Genomic DNA, 18,724 nt, shown 5'->3' with positions numbered 1-18,724 from the left:
CCGCGGCTGGAGGAGGCGTCGAAGCCGTAACCGGCGTTGAAACCAGCGTAGAAGCCCGTCCAGGTGAAGACCGGCACCGGCGTGAACACCGGCGGCGGCGCAGCGCGGCGCGGAAGGTCGGCGGCCGAGGCGGCGGCGGTCATGCCGGCGAGGCCGACGAGGGCGGTCGTGGCGCGAAGAAGGGCTTTCATTCGTACGGTCCTCACTGGTGGGCCGGCAGCGCCTGCCCGAACTGGTTGATCCAGCGGTTCCGAGGTTGCTTTTCGCTGTGCGAGCCCGCCAACTGCTGATGCAGTCCCTTGCGACGGTCCGCCTTTATCCCCGTAACCTTGACCGTCTAAACGCACCCGAATGGTCAAGGTTCGATTGCCGCCACGCTTTTTTTGCGGTCGTATCCCCGACAAGTTGTCGCACCCCCTGGTCCGGGTGGAACCCGCGTCACTTCGCAAGTGAGATAGCGGAGATCAGGCGCCCGTAATCGGGCTCACCGCGATGGGTGGTGCGCCGGAAGCTGTAGAACCGTTCCGCGTCGGCATAGGTGCACAGGTCGAGGATCGCCGCCTCGCCGATCCCGGCTCCCTTGAGCCGTGCGAGGATGAACCCCGGAAGGTCGAATTGCGCGTGGTCCGGTCTTTGGCCGGAGGCGAGAAAGCCCTCCATCCCAGGTGCCTCGGCGGTGAAGCGCGCGATGAAATCCGGCCCCACCTCATAATTGGGTTGGCTGATGGTCGGCCCGAGTACGGCGACGATGGAGGCGCGGTCTGCACCGAGACGCTCCATCGCGGCGACGGTCGACTCGATCACCCCCGTCAGCGCCCCCTTCCACCCGGCATGGGCGGCGCCGACCACATGGTTGACCGGGTCGGCAAAGAGGATCGGCCCGCAATCGGCGGTGGCGATACCGAGCGCGAGGCCCGGAACCCGCGTCACCATCGCGTCCGCCTTCGGGCGTTCCGCCGTGGGAAAGGGCGCCTCGACAGTCACCACGTCGGCGGAATGGACCTGATACAGGCTCACCAGCCGGTCTGTGGGCAGGCCGAGGGCCGCGCACATCCGGCTGCGGTTCTCGGCGACAGCCTCCGGGGCATCGCCCGAGCCCAGCCCGCCGTTCAAGGAGGCATAGAGTCCCCCGGACACGCCACCCTGGCGAGTGAAGAAGGCATGGCGGATCGCCGGATACGAGGACAATTCCGGCGCTTCGATAAATTGTCCTGCGCTCATGGATACGACCTCGCCCACACCTGCGACGCTGCGATAGCGCAACGCACCCCAGCTGGCGATGACATACCAATGCTGCGATGCCGCATTAAGTTGATGTGGTCGGCTCCGGCCGGCTCCCAACCTAGGAGGACCGCATGCGTCAGACGGACGATACACGCCCGGAGGACTCTGCGCCGCACAAGGTCCCGGGTGCCCTCAGGGCTCCGGTTCCGCGCACCGATATCCCGACGAAGAGCGAGGAATCGGACGATGATCAGCCGAAGGCGCTGAAAGAGACGACATCCGGCTTCAGCTCGTTCGAGAGCTGAGGCGGACCAAGCCCGGATCTCCCGCGATCTAGCCGGGTTGTAGGCCGGGCAGTGGCCCGAGGGTGGGGGCTGACAGGGCCATGACCTTGAACAACCGCCCCATTCCCTCGGGCCGCGAATCTGTCAGGCGAGCTACGGCGGCGTCGATCGCCTCGGCCTGATGATCATCGGCCCGCAGGCGTAGCCGTGCCGCACGCTCGTGGAGGCCGAGCGCCGCGAGGAAATCTCCTTGATCCGCTGGCCCATGGATGGCCGCGCCCGCCTCGCGTGCCGCCAGTGCCAGCGCCGCGAAATCGACGTGGCAGGTGAGGTCCGCCTCGCCCGGAGCGGCGAGGGGGTCTGCGAAGGTGTGGCCGGAGAGAGCCTGAAGCGTGTCGCCGAAGCCGGGGCGCGCATGCCCGTAATCGAAGATGAGCACCACGCCGCCCTGGGCGCAGACCCGCCGGGCAAGGCTGCGGACGAGATCGAGACCAGGCCCCGGCACCGACACCACGGCGCCTTGGGGTGCCTCCGCCTTGAGGCCGGGCGCGGGATCGGGCGCGAGACCGAAGACGAAATCGCCGTCCTGACCAAGTCCGACGAGCCGCTCGTGCCAGCCGCCTGCGGTGCGCACGAACTGCCGCACGGGCAGGCAATCGAAGAACTCGTTGGCGAGGATGATCGCCGGGCCATCCGGCAAGGCGTTGGCTACGTCGTGCCACGTCGCGCCGGATCCGGCGAGACGCTGTTCCTGCGCCTTGCGCAGAACCGGGCTCGTCTCGACGAGATGGGGCGCGATGCGGACACCCGGGGCGGCGGCGGCGAGCGCCCGCAGGGCGTCCGCCATCAGCGTGCCGCGTCCCGGGCCGAGCTCCGCGAGGACAAGCGGCTCAGATGCGCTTATGGCGCGATGCACAAAGGCCACCCAAGCCCCGACGAGCTCCCCGAACATCTGCGTGATCTCGGGGGCCGTGGTGAAGTCGCCCCGTGCGCCGAGGGGATCGCGGGTCCGATAATAGCCGTGGACGGGATGTCCGAGGCAAAGGGCCATGTAGCGATCGATCCCGATGGGACCGGTTTCGCGGATGATGGCCGCGATCTCGCGCCCGAGGGGTGTCACGCCCCGGCGCGCGTCGCCCGCGCCTCCTCGACCGTCTCCGGGGCGGCGGTCTTCTTCGGGCGGGTGCGCCCTGTCGCTGCGAGTACGATGTAGGTCAGGCCGACCAGCGCCATCGGCACGCAGAGCAGCATTCCCATGGTCACGCCCCCGCCCATGGGGCCGAGACCTTTGCCGAACAGGAAGCCGAGCTGCGCATCGGGCTCGCGGAAGAACTCGCATCCCGTGCGCGCCAGGGCGTAGCCCAGCACGAAGATTCCACCGAGCAGGCCGGGCTTCCGGAAGCCGAAGCGGTAGGCGCAGATCGCCATGACGATGAAGAGCAGCAGCCCCTCGGTCGCCGCCTCGTAGAGTTGGCTCGGATGACGGGGCAGGGGCCCGCCGGTCGGGAACACGATCGCGTAGGGGAAATCCGGAGCGATCCGGCCCCACAACTCGCCATTCACGAAATTGGCGATGCGGCCGAAGAACAGGCCGATCGGCACCACCACCGCGCCGATATCGAGCAGGGTGTAGCCGTTCAGTCCACGCGAGCGGGCGAAGAGCAGGAAGGCGAGGATCGCCCCCAGGAACCCGCCATGGAAGGACATGCCGCCGTTACGGATCGCCAGGATCTCGATTGGGTCGGCGAGATACATCGGCAGATTGTAGAAGAGCACGTAGCCGATGCGCCCGCCCAGGACGACGCCAAGGGCCACCCACACGACGAGGTCGTCGATATCGGCCGGAACGGGTCGCTTCACGACGCCCCAGAGCCGGTCCGCCATGACGAGGCGGCGCGCATAGAACCATCCGCCGATCAGCCCGGTGATATAGGCCAGGGCGTACCATTTGATGGTGATCGGCCCGATCGCGATGGCGACGGGGTCGATGGCCGGGAAGGGCAGGGCGAGGAGGGGCATCGGTGTAATCTCCGCGCGGGGAGTGGCGCCGCCGGCCTGCGGCGTCAACCCCGGTGCAGGATCAGGAAGCCATGCCCGTCCGGCCCCGCGACGAAGCAGGCGCTGCCATCGAAGGAGAGGCGCGGCGCATAGCCTGCGCCGCGTAACGTTTTCGCGATGGCCGTGGGATCGTCTCCCGAGAAGACGAAACGCGTGCTCGCCAGATCGGCGGGTCCGTAAACCTTCAAAGGGTTTGACCGCGCAGGCTGCCGGTAATGCAGCAACTCCACATGCGGCGCCGGATCGGGCGGCGCGACGGCGACCACATCCACCACCGGGTTATCGAGTCCGTCGAGGCGAGCCTGCTTAAATCCCTGGTTCAAGCTCCGGTCGGAGAGGGTGAGGCCCAGGATATCGGTGAGGAAGCCGATCGTCTGATCGAGGTCGCTGACGGTGATGGCGGAATGATCGATGCCCAGGAACACGCCCGGCGCATCGGCCCAGCGCCGGGCGGCCGTGCCTCCGGGGAATTGGATCAACTCGAGGGGATGCCCATCGGGATCGCGAAACTTGTAGGCGATGACGCCTCCGGTTGAGGGCGGCAGCACCTGCGGACCACCCCGGCTGATCGGCGTCGCGGAGAGTCCCGCGCTCGCTACCGCCATGTCTCGCACGACGATGGCAAGGTGCTGGAACACCGGATCGGTCGCATCCGCCTCGGCCGGGTAGGGCGCCCCCGGCGCATCCGGCTGCACGAAGGCGACATGCTGCGCCCCGAGCCGCATCCGCAGGCAACGCCCCGACACACCCAGCGCTTCGGCTTCGGCAGACGGGATCGGCTCGGGCACCCCCTCACGCACGAAACCGAGATGGTCGCGATAGAACGCTTCCGTCCGGTCGAGATCGGCAACGGTTCTGTCGAACCGCACGATCGCCCGCACGCCGCTCACGGACGGCTTGCCCCGCGCACATTCGTGAAGATGGCGTAGACGCTCCGTGTCGCGCATAGGAACAACCGGCTGCGGTTGCGCCCGCCGAAGGTGAAGTTCGCGACCGTCGAGGGCACGAGGATCTTTCCGAGCAACTCGCCGCCCGGATCGAGGCAATGCACGCCATCGCCCGCGCTCGACCAGAGGTTGCCCTCCTCGTCGCAGCGGATGCCGTCGGCATTGCCGGGAGAGATGGTGCAGAACACTCGTCCGCCCGCCAGCCGCCCGTCATCCCGCACATCGAACATGCGAATGTGCTGAATGGGTTGCGTGGCGAACTGGATGCCCGTCTCAACGATGTAGAGGCGGCGCTCGTCCGGTGAGAAGCACAGGCCGTTCGGTCCCTGGAAATCGTCGGCGACCACGATCAGCGAGCCGTCCCGCGGATCGAAGCGGTAGACGTTGGCGGGCAGTTCCGCCTCCTGCTTCCCACCCTCGTAATCGGTCTGAATCCCGTAATGCGGGTCCGTAAACCAGATTGTGCCGTCCGATTTCACGACGATGTCGTTGGGCGAGTTGAGCCTCTTGCCCTCGTACCGTTCGACGAGAGGGGTGATGCTCCCGTCGAGCTCGGTGCGGTGAATGCGGCGGCCCCTGTGCGAGCAGGAGATCAGCCGTCCCTCGCGGTCGCGAGTGTGGCCGTTTTCGAAATCGCTATTCTGCCGAAAGACGCTGAGGCCCCCGCTCTCGCTCCAGCGCATCACGCGGTTGTTCGGCAGGTCGGAGAAGAGAAGCTCGTCGCGATCCCCGAACCAGACCGGCCCCTCGGTCCAGCGAAAACCCTCCGCAAGCGTCTCGAGATACGCGTTCGGGAGGACGAGCTTCTTGAAGCGAGGTTGGGTCAGCTCATACCGGTCCATGGTGCAGGGCTCACTTGAAGCGGCCGGGCTGATTGATCGTCGGCGTCACATCGAGACCGGTCACGATCATCGCGCAGGGTTCGTCGCCGACCGTGCCGGAGAGGTGGCCCTTCTTGCCGTCGCGCTCGCGGGTGCCCTGGTCCTCGCCCATCATCAATTCGCCCGGTCCCATCTCGACGCGGGTGCCGTCCATGGTCTCCACGAACCAGCGGCCGGAGAGGATCGCGATCCATTGCGGGCGTGGATTCTCGTGCCATTCGCCGACCCAGCCTACGGGCAGGACGGTGAAGGTGACGCCGGCCTGGGTCTTCTCCTGCTTGTCGTTCCATTGCGGCGCGGTCTGCGGATCCACGCCTTCGAACTTGAACCGCGTCAGTTCACACTTCGTCTGGCGGCTGACCCCGTCCGCGTCGGTGTAGACGTGCCAATAGGCCATCGTGGGAGGGGTCGGCTCGCTCATCGTCGCTCCTTGTGCCGCATCGGGCTTTCGTCCGGGCAACGTGGCTCGCGGCGCCGGGTTGCCGGCCGCCGTCGCGGGGGAGGGTGGAGCGAGGGGCAGGGCTGCGCCGGCCGCCAGGGCGAGCGCTTGGCGGCGGCTGAAACGGTCGGTCACGAACAAGCTCCGTCATTGCGAGCGACAGCGAAGCAATCCAGCGGCGCTACGTTCCGGAACGTCCCGCTGCCCTGGTTTGCTTCGCTCCGCTCGCAATGACGGCCGAGGCCGGTGGTTACATCCGGTCGGGCAGCCGCTCGTCCTGCGCGAGGTTCGAGAAGCGGGTGATGTTGGCGTCGAATTGCAATTCCACCGTGCCGGTCGGGCCGTGGCGCTGCTTGCCGATAATCACCTCGGCCTTGCCATGGACACGCTGCATTTCGGCTTCCCAGGCGAAGAACTCCTCCGTGCCTTCGCGCGGCTTCTTGTTGCCGACGTAATATTCCTCTCGGAACACGAACATCACCACGTCGGCGTCCTGCTCGATCGAGCCTGATTCACGCAGATCCGAGAGCTGGGGCCGTTTGTCGTCGCGGTTCTCCACCTGACGCGACAGCTGGGACAGCGCGATCACCGGAACCGCCAATTCCTTGGCGAGCGCCTTCAGGCCGGTGGTGATCTCGGTCATCTCCTGCACACGGTTGTCGCTCCGCTTGCCGGAGCCGGAGAGCAGCTGGAGGTAGTCGATGATCAGAACATCGAGCCCTTTCTGCCGCTTGAGCCGCCGGGCGCGGGCCGACAATTGGGCGATGGAGATGCCGCCGGTCTGGTCGATGTAGAACGGGATCGTCTGCATATCCCGCGCGGCATCGGTGATCTTGTAGAAATCCTCCGGGCGGATATCGCCGCGTCGGATCTTGTAGGACGGCACGCCCGATTGCTCGGCGATGATACGCGTGGCGAGCTGTTCGGCCGACATTTCGAGGGAGAAGAACCCGACGATGCCGCCATTGGCGGTGCGGGTCGTCCCGTCCTGATGTTTCTCACCCCGGTACGCCTTCGCGATGTTGAAGGCGATGTTGGTGACGAGCGAGGTCTTACCCATGGCCGGGCGCCCGGCGAGGATGATCAAGTCGGACGATTGCAGCCCGCCCATCTTCGCGTCGAGGTCGCTGAGGCCCGTGGCGATACCGGACAGTTTGCCGTCGCGCTGATAGGCCTTGGCCGCCATGTCGACGGCTGCGGTCAGCGCATCCGAGAATTTCTGGAAGCCGCCATCGTACTTGCCCGCCTCGGCCAGCTCGTAGAGCCGCCGTTCGGTCTCCTCGATCTGGTCGCGGGGCGCCTGCTCGACGGGGGCCTCGTAGGCGCCGTTCACCAGTTCCTCGCCGATGGCGATGAGGCGACGGCGAATGGCGAGATCGTAGATCGTCCGGCCGTACTCGGCCGCGTTGATCACCGTGGTGGCGTCGGCGGCGAGGCGGGCGAGGTATTGGATGACCGTCTGGCCGCCGAAATCGGCGTCGCCCAGATAGGTCTTCATGGTGATGGGCGTCGCGAGTTTGCCGGATTTGATCAGCGAGGCCGCGACGGTGAAGATCTGCTGGTGCGCATCTTCCATGAAATGCTCGGACAGAAGAAAGTCCGACACACGGTAGTAGGCATCGTTGTTCACAAGGATGGCGCCCAGCAGCGCCTGCTCCGCGTCGATGTTGTGCGGGGCGACGCGGTATTCCGCCTTCACCGCTTCCAGCTTGGCCGTGATCGCGTTGGGCAGTGCCATAGGCGGAACGACTCCCGTCCGGCGCCCCGATCGGCGCACCTCACGTCCCGACCATCGCCTCGATGCGTTGACCGAAGCTTAGCCGATTGCGACGCCCGGAGCCTTTCTCCGGGCACACGAATGCCCGCCGACTCGTACGAGGGCGGGCATCCATGCTGGAACAAACGTGGAACAAGTCAAGCGATGAAAGCGGGTGTCCCCGCTATCACCGCTATCCAGGGATTCAGCCCTGATCGTCGGAGCCCTGCTCGCCGGCATCGGCCAGGGCGGCACCGACCTCGAGGCCCAGATCGTCGAGGTTGAACGAGTCGCGCTCGATGATGCTCTCGCCACGGGCTTGGCGCTCGGCCTCCTCCGGGCTGCGGGCGACGTTGACCGTGATCTCCACCTCGACTTCGGGGTGCAGCGTCACCGGCACCTTGAACAGGCCGAGCGTCTTGATCGGGTGGTTGAGGACGATCTGGCCGCGCTCGACGCTGAAGCCGTCCTTCGTGACGATCTCGGCGATGTCGCGGGTCGAGACCGACCCGTAAAGCACGCCGGTCTCACCGGACTGACGGATGAGCGTGAAGCTCTGGCCGTTCAGCTTCTCGGCGACGGCCTCGGCCTCCTTTTTACGCTCGAGGTTGCGTGTCTCGAGTTGAGCGCGCTGGCCCTCGAAATGCTTCTTGTTCGCCTCGGTGGCGCGCAGGGCCTTGCCACGGGCGAGCAGGAAGTTGCGGGCGAAGCCGGGGCGGACGTTCACGGTCTCGCCCATCTGGCCGAGCTTGGCGACGCGTTCGAGCAGAATCACTTCCATGGTCTATCTCCTTCGGGGGGTTGGGTGGGGCCGTGCGGCCCCGGGGTCACGGCGCCGCGGGCCCTTTCGGACGGCGGCGGTCGAGGGCGGTATCGGCGAGGCCGAAAACGGTGAGGGCGATCAGAGCGACGCCCTGGGTCACGAACAGGACCATGTACATAGCGAACAGCATCACGCCCCGGCCGGGGCGGCCGCGCGAGCGGTCGTGGAAGGCGGCGAGGCCCTGGAGCGCGAACACGGCGGTGAAGGCGCCGACCAAAGCCACACCGAGCACGCCCGCATAGCCGGGGGCGAAGCTCAGGAGGGCGGCGGCGCCGAGCGCGGCCAGGCAGTTCCGCGGCATCTTGGTGGAAGGCAGATCCGGCCAGGGCCGCATCAGCCGCCCGGAGATCCGCACGATCCGCGCGGCGGCCCACAGGTAGAAGCACAGCAGCATCGCGAGGCCATGCGCGGCGAGTGCCGGCACCACGCTCGCAAAGGCGTCGGCCAATTCGTCGCGGGTGACGGTGGCCGGATCGTTGCGTGGCGTCTCGGGCGCGCCAGCGTCCGGCTTGGCTTCGGCCTGTGGGGCGGGACGGGATGCCGGGCTGCGGGAGTCGACCAAGCTGTGGGCAAGCTTCTGCAACTGCGTCTCGTAGGCCTCGTAGCTCGGCGAGGACAGGACGGCGATGGAGATGAAGGCGAGGGCGGCGGTGGCGGCGATCCAGCCCAGGAGCCGCCCGGTCGGGTACCATTCGAGGCCCGCAGGGGTCTCACGGCCGAGCAGGGCGAGATAGGCGAGCCACCATGCGGGAATGGCGATGTAGGCGGCGAAGGCCAGGCCCATGAAGGGCTGGATGACGCCCATCAGCACGAGGCTGCCGGTCGCGGCGGCGGCGAGGGCGGCCCGATGGCTCCAGCCCAGGCCGACGATCAGGATCGGCAGCGGGGCGAGCAGATAGAGCGTGACGGCAAGACCGGTACCCTTCAGCAGGACGCCGAAGAGGAGTGCGGAAACGAGGCCCGCGCCGATGCCGATGACGAGGTTGTTGGTCATGGGTTCCGCTGTCCCCCCGCCCGCGAGGGAGGGGTTAGGGGCCAAACGAGCGCCCCAACGATCGAGCGGGTTCGCCGCTCTCTGAGGGAGCCGGCCCGGATGGTCCGGGCCGGCGGATTTTGTCGGACTACTTGATCACGTAGGGGAGCAGGCCGAGGAAGCGCGAGCGCTTGATCGCCTGGGCGAGCTCACGCTGCTTCTTGGCCGACACCGCCGTGATGCGCGACGGGACGATCTTGCCGCGCTCCGACACGTAGCGCGAGAGCAGCTTCACGTCCTTGTAGTCGATCTTCGGCGCATTCGCGCCGGAGAAGGGGCAGGTCTTCCGACGACGGAAGAAGGGACGACGGCCGCCGCCGCCACCAGCACCGAAAGCCATGATCAGTTCTCCCCGCCGAAGCTGCCGCCGCCGCCGAAGCCCTCGTCGTCACGACGACGGCCACGCTCACGATCCTTGCGGTCGTCGCGGTCACGCTTCTGCATCATCGCGGACGGCTCGGAATCGAGTTCCTCGACCCGCACCGTCATGAAACGCAGGATGTCTTCCGAGATCTGCATCTGACGCTCCATCTCGGCGATCGCCGCAGGCGGCGCGTCGATGTTGAGGAGCGCGAAATGCGCCTTCCGGTTCTTCTTGATGCGGTAGGCGAGGGACTTGACGCCCCACATCTCGATCTTCTCGAGACGACCGCCGTTCTGCTCGATGACACCCTTGTAGGTGTCGATCATCGTCTCGACCTGCTGGGACGTCACGTCCTGACGCGCCAGAAGCACGTGCTCGTAGAGAGGCATACCGGGCCTTTCGTGTTCAAAGGAGACCCGGCCGCTTGCGCGGCTTGTCCGGGCCGGTTCACTTTCACGTTAGCTCGGCGCCAAGCCCTTCGAGCCGTATGTTTCAGGCCCGAGCGGTTGATCGAAGGCGGAGACACGGGACGACGGAGCATGCTCCTATGCCGCGAGCGGCACCGTCCGTTCAGCCCCCGGCCGGAGCGAACGCGAGGGGCGCGCTTAGACGGTTTCGCGCGTTTCCGCAACCCTCGCGGCGGAGCGTGGGGGTCGCTTCAAGGAAGGCCCTTGCCGTCGGAGGTCGAAGCCGACACCTAGGGAGAAAGCCTCTAGACGGACTCAATTCGACTGCCATGACCGTTCCGCAGCTTCGCCTCGGCGTCAACATCGATCACGTAGCCACCGTCCGTAACGCGCGCGGTGGAGCTTACCCGGATCCGGTGCGGGCGGCCCACCTCGCGGTCGAGGCAGGGGCGGATGGAATCACCGCCCACCTACGAGAGGACCGCCGCCATATCCGCGACGCCGACATCGCGGCCCTGAAGGCGAGCCTCGCCGTCCCGCTCAATTTCGAGATGGCGGCGACGGACGAAATGGTCGCGCTCGCGGTCGCGACCCGTCCGCACGCCGCCTGCCTCGTGCCGGAGAAGCGCGAGGAGCGCACCACCGAGGGCGGGCTCGACATCATCGGCGGGCGCGACCACCTCGCCCCGCGCATCCGAACCCTGGCCGAGGCGGGCATCCGCGTGTCGCTCTTCGTCGAGCCGGAGCCGGAGGTGATGGAGGCCGCCCACGCCCTGGGTGCCCCCGTCGTGGAACTCCACACGGGCAGCTATTGCGAAGCGGCGATCGCGGGCGATCAGGCCGCCGTCGAGCGCGAACTCGCGCGAATCCGGCGCGCGGCGGCCCATGGCGCCGGGCTCGGGCTGGAGATCCACGCGGGCCATGGCCTCACCACCGACAGCGTCGGCCCGGTGGCGGCTGTTCGCGAGATCCGTGAACTGAACATCGGCCATGCCCTGATCGCCGACGCGATCTTCGTCGGCCTCGCCCAGGCGATCCGCGACATGCGCGCGGCCATGGACCGGGCACGCGGATGATCATCGGGATCGGCTCGGACCTCTGCGACATCCGCCGCATCGAGAAGACCCTGGCCCGCCATGGCGAGCGGTTCACGCATCGGGTCTACACCGAGGGCGAGCGCGCCCGCTGCGACCGCCGCAAGGCGCGCGCCGAGGGCTACGCCCGCCGCTTCGCCGCCAAGGAGGCCTGCGCGAAGGCGCTGGGCACCGGCCTGAGCGAGGGCGTGTTCTGGCGCGACATGGAGGTGGTGAACCTGCCCTCCGGTGCGCCGACGCTTCGCCTCAGCGGAGGCGCGGCCGAGCGGTTGGCGGAGATGCTGCCAGCCGGGCACTCCGCCAGGATCCATGTCAGCCTCACCGACGACCCGCCCATGGCGCTGGCCTTCGTGGTCATCGAGGCGTTGAGGGATTAGGGTTGCGCCTCTGCGCGTTGCGGGTGACCGCTGCATGGTTTAGATCGCCGCACCCAGCGGACACGATGGCGGCGCAATCCTCGCGGATGGATGGCACCGAGCCGCTCACGGCGTCTTCCGCTGAGGCGGCAGACGACGGAATCGGTCGATCAGTAGGAACGTGCACGTGAATCACGAGGGTAAGTCGCTCGCCAAGCCGGCGGAAACCGGCACCTGGGCGAGCATCCGCGAGACCCTGAAGGTCGGCATCCAGGCGCTGCTCATCGCGCTCGTGGTTCGCACCCTGCTGTTCCAGCCGTTCAACATCCCATCCGGATCGTTGGTGCCGACGCTCCTGATCGGCGATTACCTGTTCGTCTCGAAATACTCCTACGGTTACTCGAAGTTCTCGCTGCCCCTGTCGGAATACATTCCGATCCAGGCCAATGGCCGCGTCTGGGCTGCCGATCCGAAGCGCGGCGACATCGCCGTGTTCAAGCTGCCGAAGGACAATTCGACCGATTACATCAAGCGCGTGATCGGCCTGCCGGGTGATAAGATCCAGATGATCGACGGCGTCCTCAACATCAACGGCCAGCCGGTGAAGCGCGAGCGGATCGCCGATTACGAGACCACCGATGCCTACGGCCAGCCGACCAAGGTGCCGCAATACATGGAGACGCTGCCCGGCGGCGTGGCCCATCGCGTCATCGAGCGCGACGGCGACAACGGCTTCTGGGACCGGACCGAACTGTACACCGTCCCGGCTGGCCACTACTTCATGATGGGCGACAACCGCGACAATTCCACCGATTCGCGCGACCTCGCCAATGTCGGCTACGTGCCGTTCGCCAACTTCGTCGGGCGCGCCGAGATGATCTTCTTCTCCATCGATGAAGGCACTCCGGCCTGGCAGATCTGGAACTGGCCCGCGCAGGTGCGCTGGTCGCGCCTGTTCTCGACGATCCATTGAGCACGGACGCGACACCCGTTCCGCGCGTTTCGGCGCGGATCAAGCGAGCGCACAAACCGCGTCCGCCCCTCTCCGAGCTTGAGCAGCGGATCGGCCATGTCTTCACGGACAAGGACCTCCTGACCCGCGCGCTCACGCATACGAGCAAGGCGACGGGTCGCAACGGCTCTTATCAGCGCCTAGAATTCCTCGGCGACCGGGTGCTCGGGCTCGCGGTGGCGGAAGGGCTCTACACGGCTCTGCCGGATGCCGACGAAGGCGATCTGTCCCGCCAGCTTGCGGGTCTCGTGCGCCGGGAGACCTGCGCGGCGGTCGCGACCACATGGGGGATCGGGCCGCACCTGATCCTCGGCCAGGGCGAGGTGATGGGCGGGGGGCGCCGCAACCAGACCATCCTCGCGGATGTGTGCGAAGCGATCCTCGGCGCGGTCTATCTCGATGCCGGCTTCGCCGCCGCCCGAGCGCTCGTGGAGGCGCATTTCCGCCCCGCCGAGATCGGAACCGCGCCCCGTGGGCGCGACGCGAAATCGACCCTGCAGGAATGGGCCATGAGCCGCAGCCTGCCGATTCCCATCTACGCCGTCGTGGAGCGCACCGGCCCCGATCACGCCCCGCATTTCCGCATGGCGGTGCAGGTCGAGGGGCTGGAGCCCGGCTTCGGCGAGGGCACCTCCAAACGCGTGGCCGAGCAGGCCGCCGCCGGTGACCTGCTGGCCCGCGAAGGCATTACGGCGGCGGGCGATGCCGCCGCGGAGACCCCATGACCGATCACGACACCCCGGAGGACGGCCCCATCGTCCCCTCGACCCTGCCCGGCACGCCGACCGACTCGAAGGCGGGCTTCGTCGCGTTGATCGGCGTGCCGAATGCCGGCAAGTCGACGCTGCTCAACAGCCTCGTCGGCACGAAGGTCTCCATCGTTTCGCGCAAGGTGCAGACGACCCGCGCGCTGGTGCGCGGTATCGTGATCGAGGGGTCGTCGCAGATCGTTCTGGTCGACACGCCCGGCATCTTCGCGCCGAAGCGCCGCCTCGACCGGGCGATGGTCCATTCGGCATGGAGCGGCGCGGCCGACGCCGATGCCGTGTGCCTGCTGGTCGATGCCCGCAAGGGTGCCGACGACGAGGTGAAGGCGATTCTGTCCCGTCTCGGCGATGTTCGCCGAGAGAAGCTGCTGATCCTCAACAAGATCGATCTCATCCCGCGAGAGAAACTGTTGGCCCTCGCGGCCGAACTGAATCAGACTTCGCCCTTCGCCGAGACCTTCATGATCTCCGCGCTGAAGGGCGACGGCATCGGCGACCTCCGCAAGGCCCTGGCCTCACGGATGCCCGCCGGTCCCTGGCTCTATCCCGAGGATCAGGTGTCCGATGCGCCGCTCCGGATGCTCGCCGCCGAAATCACCCGCGAGAAGATCTACGACCGTTTGCACGAGGAACTGCCCTACCGCTCCACCGTCGAGACCGACCAGTGGCAGGTGAAGGCAGACGGCTCGGTGCGGATCGAGCAGACCATCTTCGTGGAGCGCGAGAGCCAGCGCTCCATCGTGCTGGGCAAGAACGGCCAGACGATCCGCTCCATCGGGCAGGCGGCACGGATCGAGATCGCCGAAGCGGCCGAAGCGACGGTTCACCTGTTCCTTCACGTGAAGGTGCGCGAGAACTGGGCCGACGACCCTGCACGCTACCGCGAGATGGGGCTGGAATTCCCGCGGGGCTGACCGCAAGGGGCTGACCGTCCACCGCGACACTGGCCGCCAGGGGGGCGGCCGGTGTATCAGGGAGGCATCCCCCGATTCCCGTTTCGCGAACGCGCCCCAGGGCCCGCGTGCGGGGATCGGCTTTCCCGGTCGTTCGATAGCTCCATCATGTCCCACGCCGTCTACGGCCTGCCGCCCGTCGACCTCGCCGAGGCCCCCGAGGCGGCGCTACAGGTCTCTCCCGTCATCCCCGGCTCGGTGCGGCTGGAGGATGTCGCGGATGCCTCGCTCGCGGGCGCCACGGTCTATGCGCCACCCGGCACGATCGAGCGCCGCTACGTCCTCGCCCATGCCCTCCGCGCGTTGGAGCCCGGTGCCCGGCTGGTGGTGCTTGCGCCGAAGGACCGCGGCGGGACTCGCCTTGCCAAGGAACTCGCCGCCTTCGGCTGCCCCGCCCACGATCTGCCGAAGCGGCATCACCGCATCTGCACCGGCACCCGACCGGCCGATCCGGCGGGGCTCGATGAAGCGATTCACGAAGGCGGGCCCCGGCATATCGACAACCTCGCCCTGTGCACGCAGCCAGGGATATTTTCCTGGGACAGGCTCGATCCGGGTACGGCCTTGCTGATGGCGCGCCTTCCGCCGCTCAAGGGGCGCGGCGCCGATCTCGGCTGCGGCCTTGGGATCTTGGCACGGGCGATCCTGCACTCCGATGCCGTCACCGAGATGACCTTGGTCGATCTCGACCGCCGCGCCATCGAGATGGCCAAGCGGAACGTCTCGGATTCGCGGGCCAAGATCGTCTGGGGCGATCTCCGCGCGGCATCGTCTCTGCCCACGGGCCTCGACTTTGCGGTGAGCAATCCGCCCTTTCATGATGGTGGTGCCGAGGATCAGGCCTTGGGTAAGACCTTCATCCAGCGCGCGGCCGACGCTCTACGGTCCGGCGGGACGCTGTGGCTCGTGGCGAACGCCCACCTTCCCTACGAGGCGACCCTGCGCGAGCGCTTCCGCTCCGTGGAGACCGTCGCGCAGGAGGGCGGCTACAAGGTGTTCGAGGCCAAGCGATGAGCGCGAAGGCCGTCCGGCTGGACAAGCTCCTCGCCAATCTCGGCTACGGCTCCCGCCGGGAGATCCAGGCTCTGGCGCGCATGGGTGAGATTCGCCTCGACGGCAACGAACTCTCGGATGCGGGCGACAGGATCGCCCTCGACCCTGATCTGCCCGAGCGGTTGACTGTCGAAGGCGAGCGTCTCGATCCCCTTCCGGGCCTATGCCTGATGCTCCACAAGCCGCTGGGCGTCACTTGCTCGCACAAGGAGGCGGGGCCGTTGGTCTACGGCCTGCTGCCGGAACGTTGGCGTCGCCGGGAGCCTCCGCTCTCCACGGTTGGTCGGCTCGACAAGGAGACCTCGGGCCTGCTCCTGCTCACCGATGACGGCGCGCTGCTCCACCGGATCATCTCCCCCAAGGCGAATGTGGCCAAGCGGTATCAGGTGACCCTGGCAAGGCCGCTGAACGGCAGCGAGGCGGCGGCACTCGCGTCCGGCACGCTCATGCTGGAAGGCGAGGACAGGCCGCTCCTTCCGGTCGTGATGGAGACGCAGGACGCCACCCATTGCGCCGTCACCTTGACGGAGGGCCGGTATCATCAGGTCCGGCGGATGTTCGCGGCGCTCGGCAACCATGTGGAAGCCCTGCACCGCGACCGCGTCGGCGGCCTCGACCTGCCGGAAAATCTGCCTGCGGGAGAGATCCGCATCCTCGATGAACCGGCCATCGCCGCGATCTTCGCGGCTGGCTGATCGGGGGACGAGCGGAGCGGGCTCGGACTTGCCACGCCCCCCTCATTCTGCTAACCGCCCGGCCCATCCCACACGCGGAGACGTCCCCATGACTCAATGGGGCTCATCCGGTGGCCGGCGTCAGCCCGGTCGCATCCCTCCGCGGCGGATTTAACCGGAGACGAAACAGAATGGCCGTCGACTTTTCCATGCGTCAGCTTCTCGAAGCCGGCGCTCACTTCGGACACCAGTCGCACCGCTGGAACCCGAAGATGCAGCCGTACATCTTCGGCACCCGTAACAACATCCACATCATCGACCTCGCGCAGACCGTGCCCGCCATGCACCAGGCGCTCCAGGCCGTGAGCGACACCGTGGCCCGTGGTGGCCGCGTGCTGTTCGTCGGCACCAAGCGCCAGGCTGCCGACACGATCGCCGAGGCCGCCCGCCGTTCGGCCCAGTACTACGTCAACTCCCGCTGGCTCGGCGGCACGCTGACCAACTGGAAGACCATTTCTGGCTCGATCTCGCGCCTCCGTAAGGTCTCCGAGACCCTCGAGACCGGTGGCCCGGGCCTGACCAAGAAGGAGCGCCTGATGCTGTCCCGTGAGAAGGACAAGCTCGAGAAGGCGCTCGGCGGCATCAAGGACATGGGCGGCGTGCCGGACCTGCTGTTCGTGATCGACACCAACAAGGAGCAGCTGGCGATCAAGGAGGCGAACCGCCTCGGCATCCCGGTCGCGGCCGTGGTCGACACCAACTGCAACCCCGATGGCATCACCTACGTCGTGCCGGCGAACGATGACGCGGGCCGCGCCATCGCGCTGTACTGCGACCTGATCGCCCGTGCTGCCATCGACGGCATCTCCCGCGCCCAGGGCTCGTCGGGTGTCGATCTCGGCGCCTCCGAGGAGCCGATGGCCGAGGAACTGCCGGCCAACGACGACGTGGCCGTCTCCTCCGACGCCCTCGACCCGGCCGACGTGGCGATGCTCGCCGAGTCGACCGAGCACTTCGAGCTGCTGGCGGCCCCGCGCGGCGCTCCGGACGACCTGACCAAGCTGAACGGCGCCGGTCCGCAGATCGTCCAGAAGCTCAACGATGCCGGCATCTACCACTACTGGCAGATCGCCGCGATGACCGCGGACGAGGTCGCCAAGGTCGATGCCGACCTGAAGCTCAACGGCCGCATCGACCGCGATTCGTGGGTCTCGCAGGCCCGTGGCTTCGTCGAGGCCACTGCCGCCGCCTAATCGAAGGCACCGTGGACCGGCCGTCATCGGCCGGTCGCACACCTCAGCACACCGGGCCCGGCCGCTCACCCCGAGCGCCGGGCCTCTCTCATCGAACCGCCCTCAACTGCACGAAAGGAACCGGCCATGGCCAACATCACCGCCGCGATGGTGAAGGAGCTGCGCGAGAAGACCGGCGCCGGCATGATGGACTGCAAGGGCGCCCTCGCCGAGACGCAGGGTGACATCGAAGCCGCCATCGATTGGCTGCGCAAGAAGGGTCTGGCCAAGGCCGCCAAGAAGGCCGGTCGCGTCGCCGCCGAGGGCCTCGTGGCCGTCGAGTCCGCCGGTCATCACGCCGCCGTGGTCGAGGTGAACTCCGAGACCGACTTCGTCGCCCGCAACGACGGCTTCCAGGCCTTCGCCCGCGAGGCCGCCAAGATCGCCCTCAACACCGATGGCACCCTCGAGGGCCTGCAGAACGCGACCTTCCCCGGCTCGTCCGAGACCGTCTCGGCCCACCTTCAGAGCCTGATCGCCACGATCGGCGAGAACATGACCCTGCGCCGCGTCACCAAGCTCGACGTGACCAAGGGCGTGATCGCCAGCTACGTCCACAGCCAGATCTCCGAGGGCCTCGGCAAGATCGGTGTGCTCGTGGCGCTCGAGTCCGAGGGCGATGTCGATGCACTGACGACCCTCGGTCGCCAGATCGCCATGCACGTCGCCGCCACGAACCCCGTCGCCCTCGACGCCTCGGGCGTCGATGCCGCGACCGTGGAGCGTGAGTCGAACATCCTGCGCGAGAAGAACGCCGGCAAGCCGGACCACGTCCTCGCCAAGATCGTCGAGAGCGGCCTGAAGAGCTACTACAAGGAGGTCACCCTCATGGAGCAGCCCTTCGTGCACGATGGCTCCAAGACCATCTCTCAGGTTCTCAAGGAAGCCGCTGGCAAGGTCGGCGGCCCGGTGACCCTGAAGGGCTTCGTCCGCTACGCGCTGGGCGAGGGCATCGAGAAGGAAGAGGGCCCGGACTTCGCGACCGAGGTCGCTCAGCAGGCCGGTCGCGCCTGATCCGCAACCGATCCTGCCGGATCGTCGAAGAGCCCGCCGGGTACCCCCCGGCGGGCTCTTCTCGTTTCGGAGGATGTGCGCCGCAGCACAAAAATTCGGGCGTTTCCGGCGGCCGTCATCGCATCACCGCCGACGCGCGTATTTCACGCCGCCTGAATGCAAGGCACAACGAGACTTGGCGCTGTGCACAATGCGCAAGCATCGATCATCTTGAAGGTAATGGAACCAAAGCTCTACGCCCCCTAAATCATGGCAAAGCAGACGGTTTTTCGAGCGATCAATCGCTTGCCAGT

The 18,724-nt window shown here is 67.3% G+C and carries 21 protein-coding genes and 1 pseudogene; 10 read left to right on the top strand and 12 right to left on the bottom strand.

The window, feature by feature from the left end; genetic code table 11:
• Both J4O73_RS21935 and pgeF read right to left on the bottom strand, forming a co-directional pair.
• Window positions 1-191, bottom strand: a pseudogene (locus J4O73_RS21935) (porin family protein); the annotation flags it as partial.
• Between the two features lie 247 nt (window positions 192-438).
• Window positions 439-1,221: a peptidoglycan editing factor PgeF gene (gene pgeF / locus J4O73_RS21930; RefSeq protein ID WP_426220856.1), complete on the bottom strand. Its 783-nt coding sequence runs from the start codon at window positions 1,219-1,221 to the stop codon at window positions 439-441.
• Between the two features lie 134 nt (window positions 1,222-1,355).
• On the opposite strand from pgeF, the gene J4O73_RS21925 reads away from it, so the two are divergent.
• A complete protein-coding gene (locus J4O73_RS21925) occupies window positions 1,356-1,529 on the top strand; it encodes a hypothetical protein (RefSeq protein ID WP_426220855.1) in 174 nt (57 codons plus the stop codon).
• 28 nt (window positions 1,530-1,557) lie between these two features.
• Here J4O73_RS21925 and J4O73_RS21920 read toward each other — a convergent pair whose 3' ends face one another.
• From J4O73_RS21920 to rpsF, 10 genes are all read right to left on the bottom strand, one after another.
• The gene (locus tag J4O73_RS21920; protein ID WP_426220853.1) at window positions 1,558-2,628 is read right to left on the bottom strand and encodes a class I SAM-dependent methyltransferase; all 1,071 of its coding nucleotides are present in this window, start codon (window positions 2,626-2,628) and stop codon (window positions 1,558-1,560) included.
• Window positions 2,625-3,527 (bottom strand): prolipoprotein diacylglyceryl transferase, encoded by a 903-nt coding sequence (gene lgt / locus J4O73_RS21915; RefSeq protein ID WP_426220851.1) that lies wholly within the window; start codon window positions 3,525-3,527, stop codon window positions 2,625-2,627. Before lgt ends, J4O73_RS21920 begins: the two co-directional genes overlap by 4 nt.
• A 44-nt stretch (window positions 3,528-3,571) precedes the next feature.
• A complete protein-coding gene (locus J4O73_RS21910) occupies window positions 3,572-4,513 on the bottom strand; it encodes a VOC family protein (RefSeq protein ID WP_426220850.1) in 942 nt (313 codons plus the stop codon).
• Window positions 4,453-5,355, bottom strand: a complete 903-nt coding sequence (locus J4O73_RS21905; protein WP_426220848.1) for an SMP-30/gluconolactonase/LRE family protein — start codon at window positions 5,353-5,355, stop codon at window positions 4,453-4,455. The genes J4O73_RS21910 and J4O73_RS21905 overlap by 61 nt, the downstream gene beginning before the upstream one ends.
• 10 nt (window positions 5,356-5,365) lie before the next feature.
• On the bottom strand, window positions 5,366-5,968 hold the full coding sequence (locus tag J4O73_RS21900; protein ID WP_426220846.1) for a cupin domain-containing protein: 603 nt from the start codon (window positions 5,966-5,968) through the stop codon (window positions 5,366-5,368).
• 115 nt (window positions 5,969-6,083) lie between these two features.
• Complete coding sequence (locus J4O73_RS21895) at window positions 6,084-7,571, bottom strand: replicative DNA helicase (protein ID WP_378969869.1); 1,488 nt, start codon at window positions 7,569-7,571, stop codon at window positions 6,084-6,086.
• 223 nt (window positions 7,572-7,794) lie between these two features.
• Entirely contained in the window at window positions 7,795-8,370 is a 576-nt protein-coding gene (gene rplI, locus J4O73_RS21890; RefSeq protein WP_426220844.1) for a 50S ribosomal protein L9, read from the bottom strand.
• A 46-nt stretch (window positions 8,371-8,416) separates the two neighbouring features.
• Complete coding sequence (locus J4O73_RS21885; protein WP_426220842.1) at window positions 8,417-9,406, bottom strand: DUF2232 domain-containing protein; 990 nt, start codon at window positions 9,404-9,406, stop codon at window positions 8,417-8,419.
• 127 nt (window positions 9,407-9,533) lie between these two features.
• A complete protein-coding gene (gene rpsR / locus J4O73_RS21880; RefSeq protein WP_066921788.1) occupies window positions 9,534-9,785 on the bottom strand; it encodes a 30S ribosomal protein S18 in 252 nt (83 codons plus the stop codon).
• A gap of 2 nt (window positions 9,786-9,787) precedes the next feature.
• On the bottom strand, window positions 9,788-10,198 hold the full coding sequence (gene rpsF, locus J4O73_RS21875; protein ID WP_378969876.1) for a 30S ribosomal protein S6: 411 nt from the start codon (window positions 10,196-10,198) through the stop codon (window positions 9,788-9,790).
• Window positions 10,199-10,545: 347 nt separating this feature from the next.
• On the opposite strand from rpsF, the gene J4O73_RS21870 reads away from it, so the two are divergent.
• The 9 genes from J4O73_RS21870 to tsf all read left to right on the top strand — a co-directional run bounded on the left by J4O73_RS21870 (window position 10,546) and on the right by tsf (window position 18,431).
• Window positions 10,546-11,292: a pyridoxine 5'-phosphate synthase gene (locus J4O73_RS21870; RefSeq protein ID WP_426220839.1), complete on the top strand. Its 747-nt coding sequence runs from the start codon at window positions 10,546-10,548 to the stop codon at window positions 11,290-11,292.
• Window positions 11,289-11,687 carry a holo-ACP synthase gene (acpS, locus tag J4O73_RS21865; RefSeq protein ID WP_378969881.1) on the top strand — a complete coding sequence of 133 codons (399 nt, stop codon included), beginning with the start codon at window positions 11,289-11,291 and terminating at the stop codon, window positions 11,685-11,687. The genes J4O73_RS21870 and acpS overlap by 4 nt, the downstream gene beginning before the upstream one ends.
• Before the next feature lie 166 nt (window positions 11,688-11,853).
• Window positions 11,854-12,639 (top strand): signal peptidase I, encoded by a 786-nt coding sequence (gene lepB, locus J4O73_RS21860; RefSeq protein ID WP_426220837.1) that lies wholly within the window; start codon window positions 11,854-11,856, stop codon window positions 12,637-12,639.
• Window positions 12,636-13,403: a ribonuclease III gene (gene rnc, locus J4O73_RS21855; RefSeq protein WP_426220836.1), complete on the top strand. Its 768-nt coding sequence runs from the start codon at window positions 12,636-12,638 to the stop codon at window positions 13,401-13,403. Before lepB ends, rnc begins: the two co-directional genes overlap by 4 nt.
• On the top strand, window positions 13,400-14,359 hold the full coding sequence (era, locus tag J4O73_RS21850) for a GTPase Era (protein WP_426220834.1): 960 nt from the start codon (window positions 13,400-13,402) through the stop codon (window positions 14,357-14,359). The genes rnc and era overlap by 4 nt, the downstream gene beginning before the upstream one ends.
• 147 nt (window positions 14,360-14,506) lie before the next feature.
• A complete protein-coding gene (locus J4O73_RS21845) occupies window positions 14,507-15,412 on the top strand; it encodes a class I SAM-dependent methyltransferase (protein ID WP_426220833.1) in 906 nt (301 codons plus the stop codon).
• Complete coding sequence (locus J4O73_RS21840; RefSeq protein WP_426220831.1) at window positions 15,409-16,146, top strand: pseudouridine synthase; 738 nt, start codon at window positions 15,409-15,411, stop codon at window positions 16,144-16,146. Before J4O73_RS21845 ends, J4O73_RS21840 begins: the two co-directional genes overlap by 4 nt.
• 170 nt (window positions 16,147-16,316) lie before the next feature.
• Window positions 16,317-17,378: a 30S ribosomal protein S2 gene (locus J4O73_RS21835; protein WP_426220829.1), complete on the top strand. Its 1,062-nt coding sequence runs from the start codon at window positions 16,317-16,319 to the stop codon at window positions 17,376-17,378.
• A gap of 126 nt (window positions 17,379-17,504) precedes the next feature.
• Window positions 17,505-18,431, top strand: coding sequence for a translation elongation factor Ts (gene tsf / locus J4O73_RS21830; RefSeq protein WP_426220827.1), 927 nt, complete (start codon window positions 17,505-17,507; stop codon window positions 18,429-18,431).
• Window positions 18,432-18,724 lie beyond the last annotated feature (293 nt).

Source organism: Methylobacterium sp. NFXW15, from assembly GCF_049887755.1.
Taxonomy (GTDB): domain Bacteria; phylum Pseudomonadota; class Alphaproteobacteria; order Rhizobiales; family Beijerinckiaceae; genus Methylobacterium.
The sequence above is the reverse complement of the archived record's forward strand: the minus strand, read 5'-3'. Positions and strand labels throughout refer to the sequence as shown.

Coding starts and splice junctions, on each gene's coding strand:
- pgeF (WP_426220856.1), bottom strand. CDS start 1,221: ATGAGCGCAGGACAATTTATCGAAGCGCCGGAATTGTCCTCGTATCCG.
- J4O73_RS21925 (WP_426220855.1), top strand. CDS start 1,356: ATGCGTCAGACGGACGATACACGCCCGGAGGACTCTGCGCCGCACAAG.
- lgt (WP_426220851.1), bottom strand. CDS start 3,527: ATGCCCCTCCTCGCCCTGCCCTTCCCGGCCATCGACCCCGTCGCCATC.
- J4O73_RS21910 (WP_426220850.1), bottom strand. CDS start 4,513: ATGCGCGACACGGAGCGTCTACGCCATCTTCACGAATGTGCGCGGGGC.
- J4O73_RS21905 (WP_426220848.1), bottom strand. CDS start 5,355: ATGGACCGGTATGAGCTGACCCAACCTCGCTTCAAGAAGCTCGTCCTC.
- J4O73_RS21895 (WP_378969869.1), bottom strand. CDS start 7,571: ATGGCACTGCCCAACGCGATCACGGCCAAGCTGGAAGCGGTGAAGGCG.
- rplI (WP_426220844.1), bottom strand. CDS start 8,370: ATGGAAGTGATTCTGCTCGAACGCGTCGCCAAGCTCGGCCAGATGGGC.
- J4O73_RS21885 (WP_426220842.1), bottom strand. CDS start 9,406: ATGACCAACAACCTCGTCATCGGCATCGGCGCGGGCCTCGTTTCCGCA.
- rpsR (WP_066921788.1), bottom strand. CDS start 9,785: ATGGCTTTCGGTGCTGGTGGCGGCGGCGGCCGTCGTCCCTTCTTCCGT.
- rpsF (WP_378969876.1), bottom strand. CDS start 10,198: ATGCCTCTCTACGAGCACGTGCTTCTGGCGCGTCAGGACGTGACGTCC.
- J4O73_RS21870 (WP_426220839.1), top strand. CDS start 10,546: ATGACCGTTCCGCAGCTTCGCCTCGGCGTCAACATCGATCACGTAGCC.
- acpS (WP_378969881.1), top strand. CDS start 11,289: ATGATCATCGGGATCGGCTCGGACCTCTGCGACATCCGCCGCATCGAG.
- era (WP_426220834.1), top strand. CDS start 13,400: ATGACCGATCACGACACCCCGGAGGACGGCCCCATCGTCCCCTCGACC.
- J4O73_RS21845 (WP_426220833.1), top strand. CDS start 14,507: ATGTCCCACGCCGTCTACGGCCTGCCGCCCGTCGACCTCGCCGAGGCC.
- J4O73_RS21840 (WP_426220831.1), top strand. CDS start 15,409: ATGAGCGCGAAGGCCGTCCGGCTGGACAAGCTCCTCGCCAATCTCGGC.
- J4O73_RS21835 (WP_426220829.1), top strand. CDS start 16,317: ATGGCCGTCGACTTTTCCATGCGTCAGCTTCTCGAAGCCGGCGCTCAC.
- tsf (WP_426220827.1), top strand. CDS start 17,505: ATGGCCAACATCACCGCCGCGATGGTGAAGGAGCTGCGCGAGAAGACC.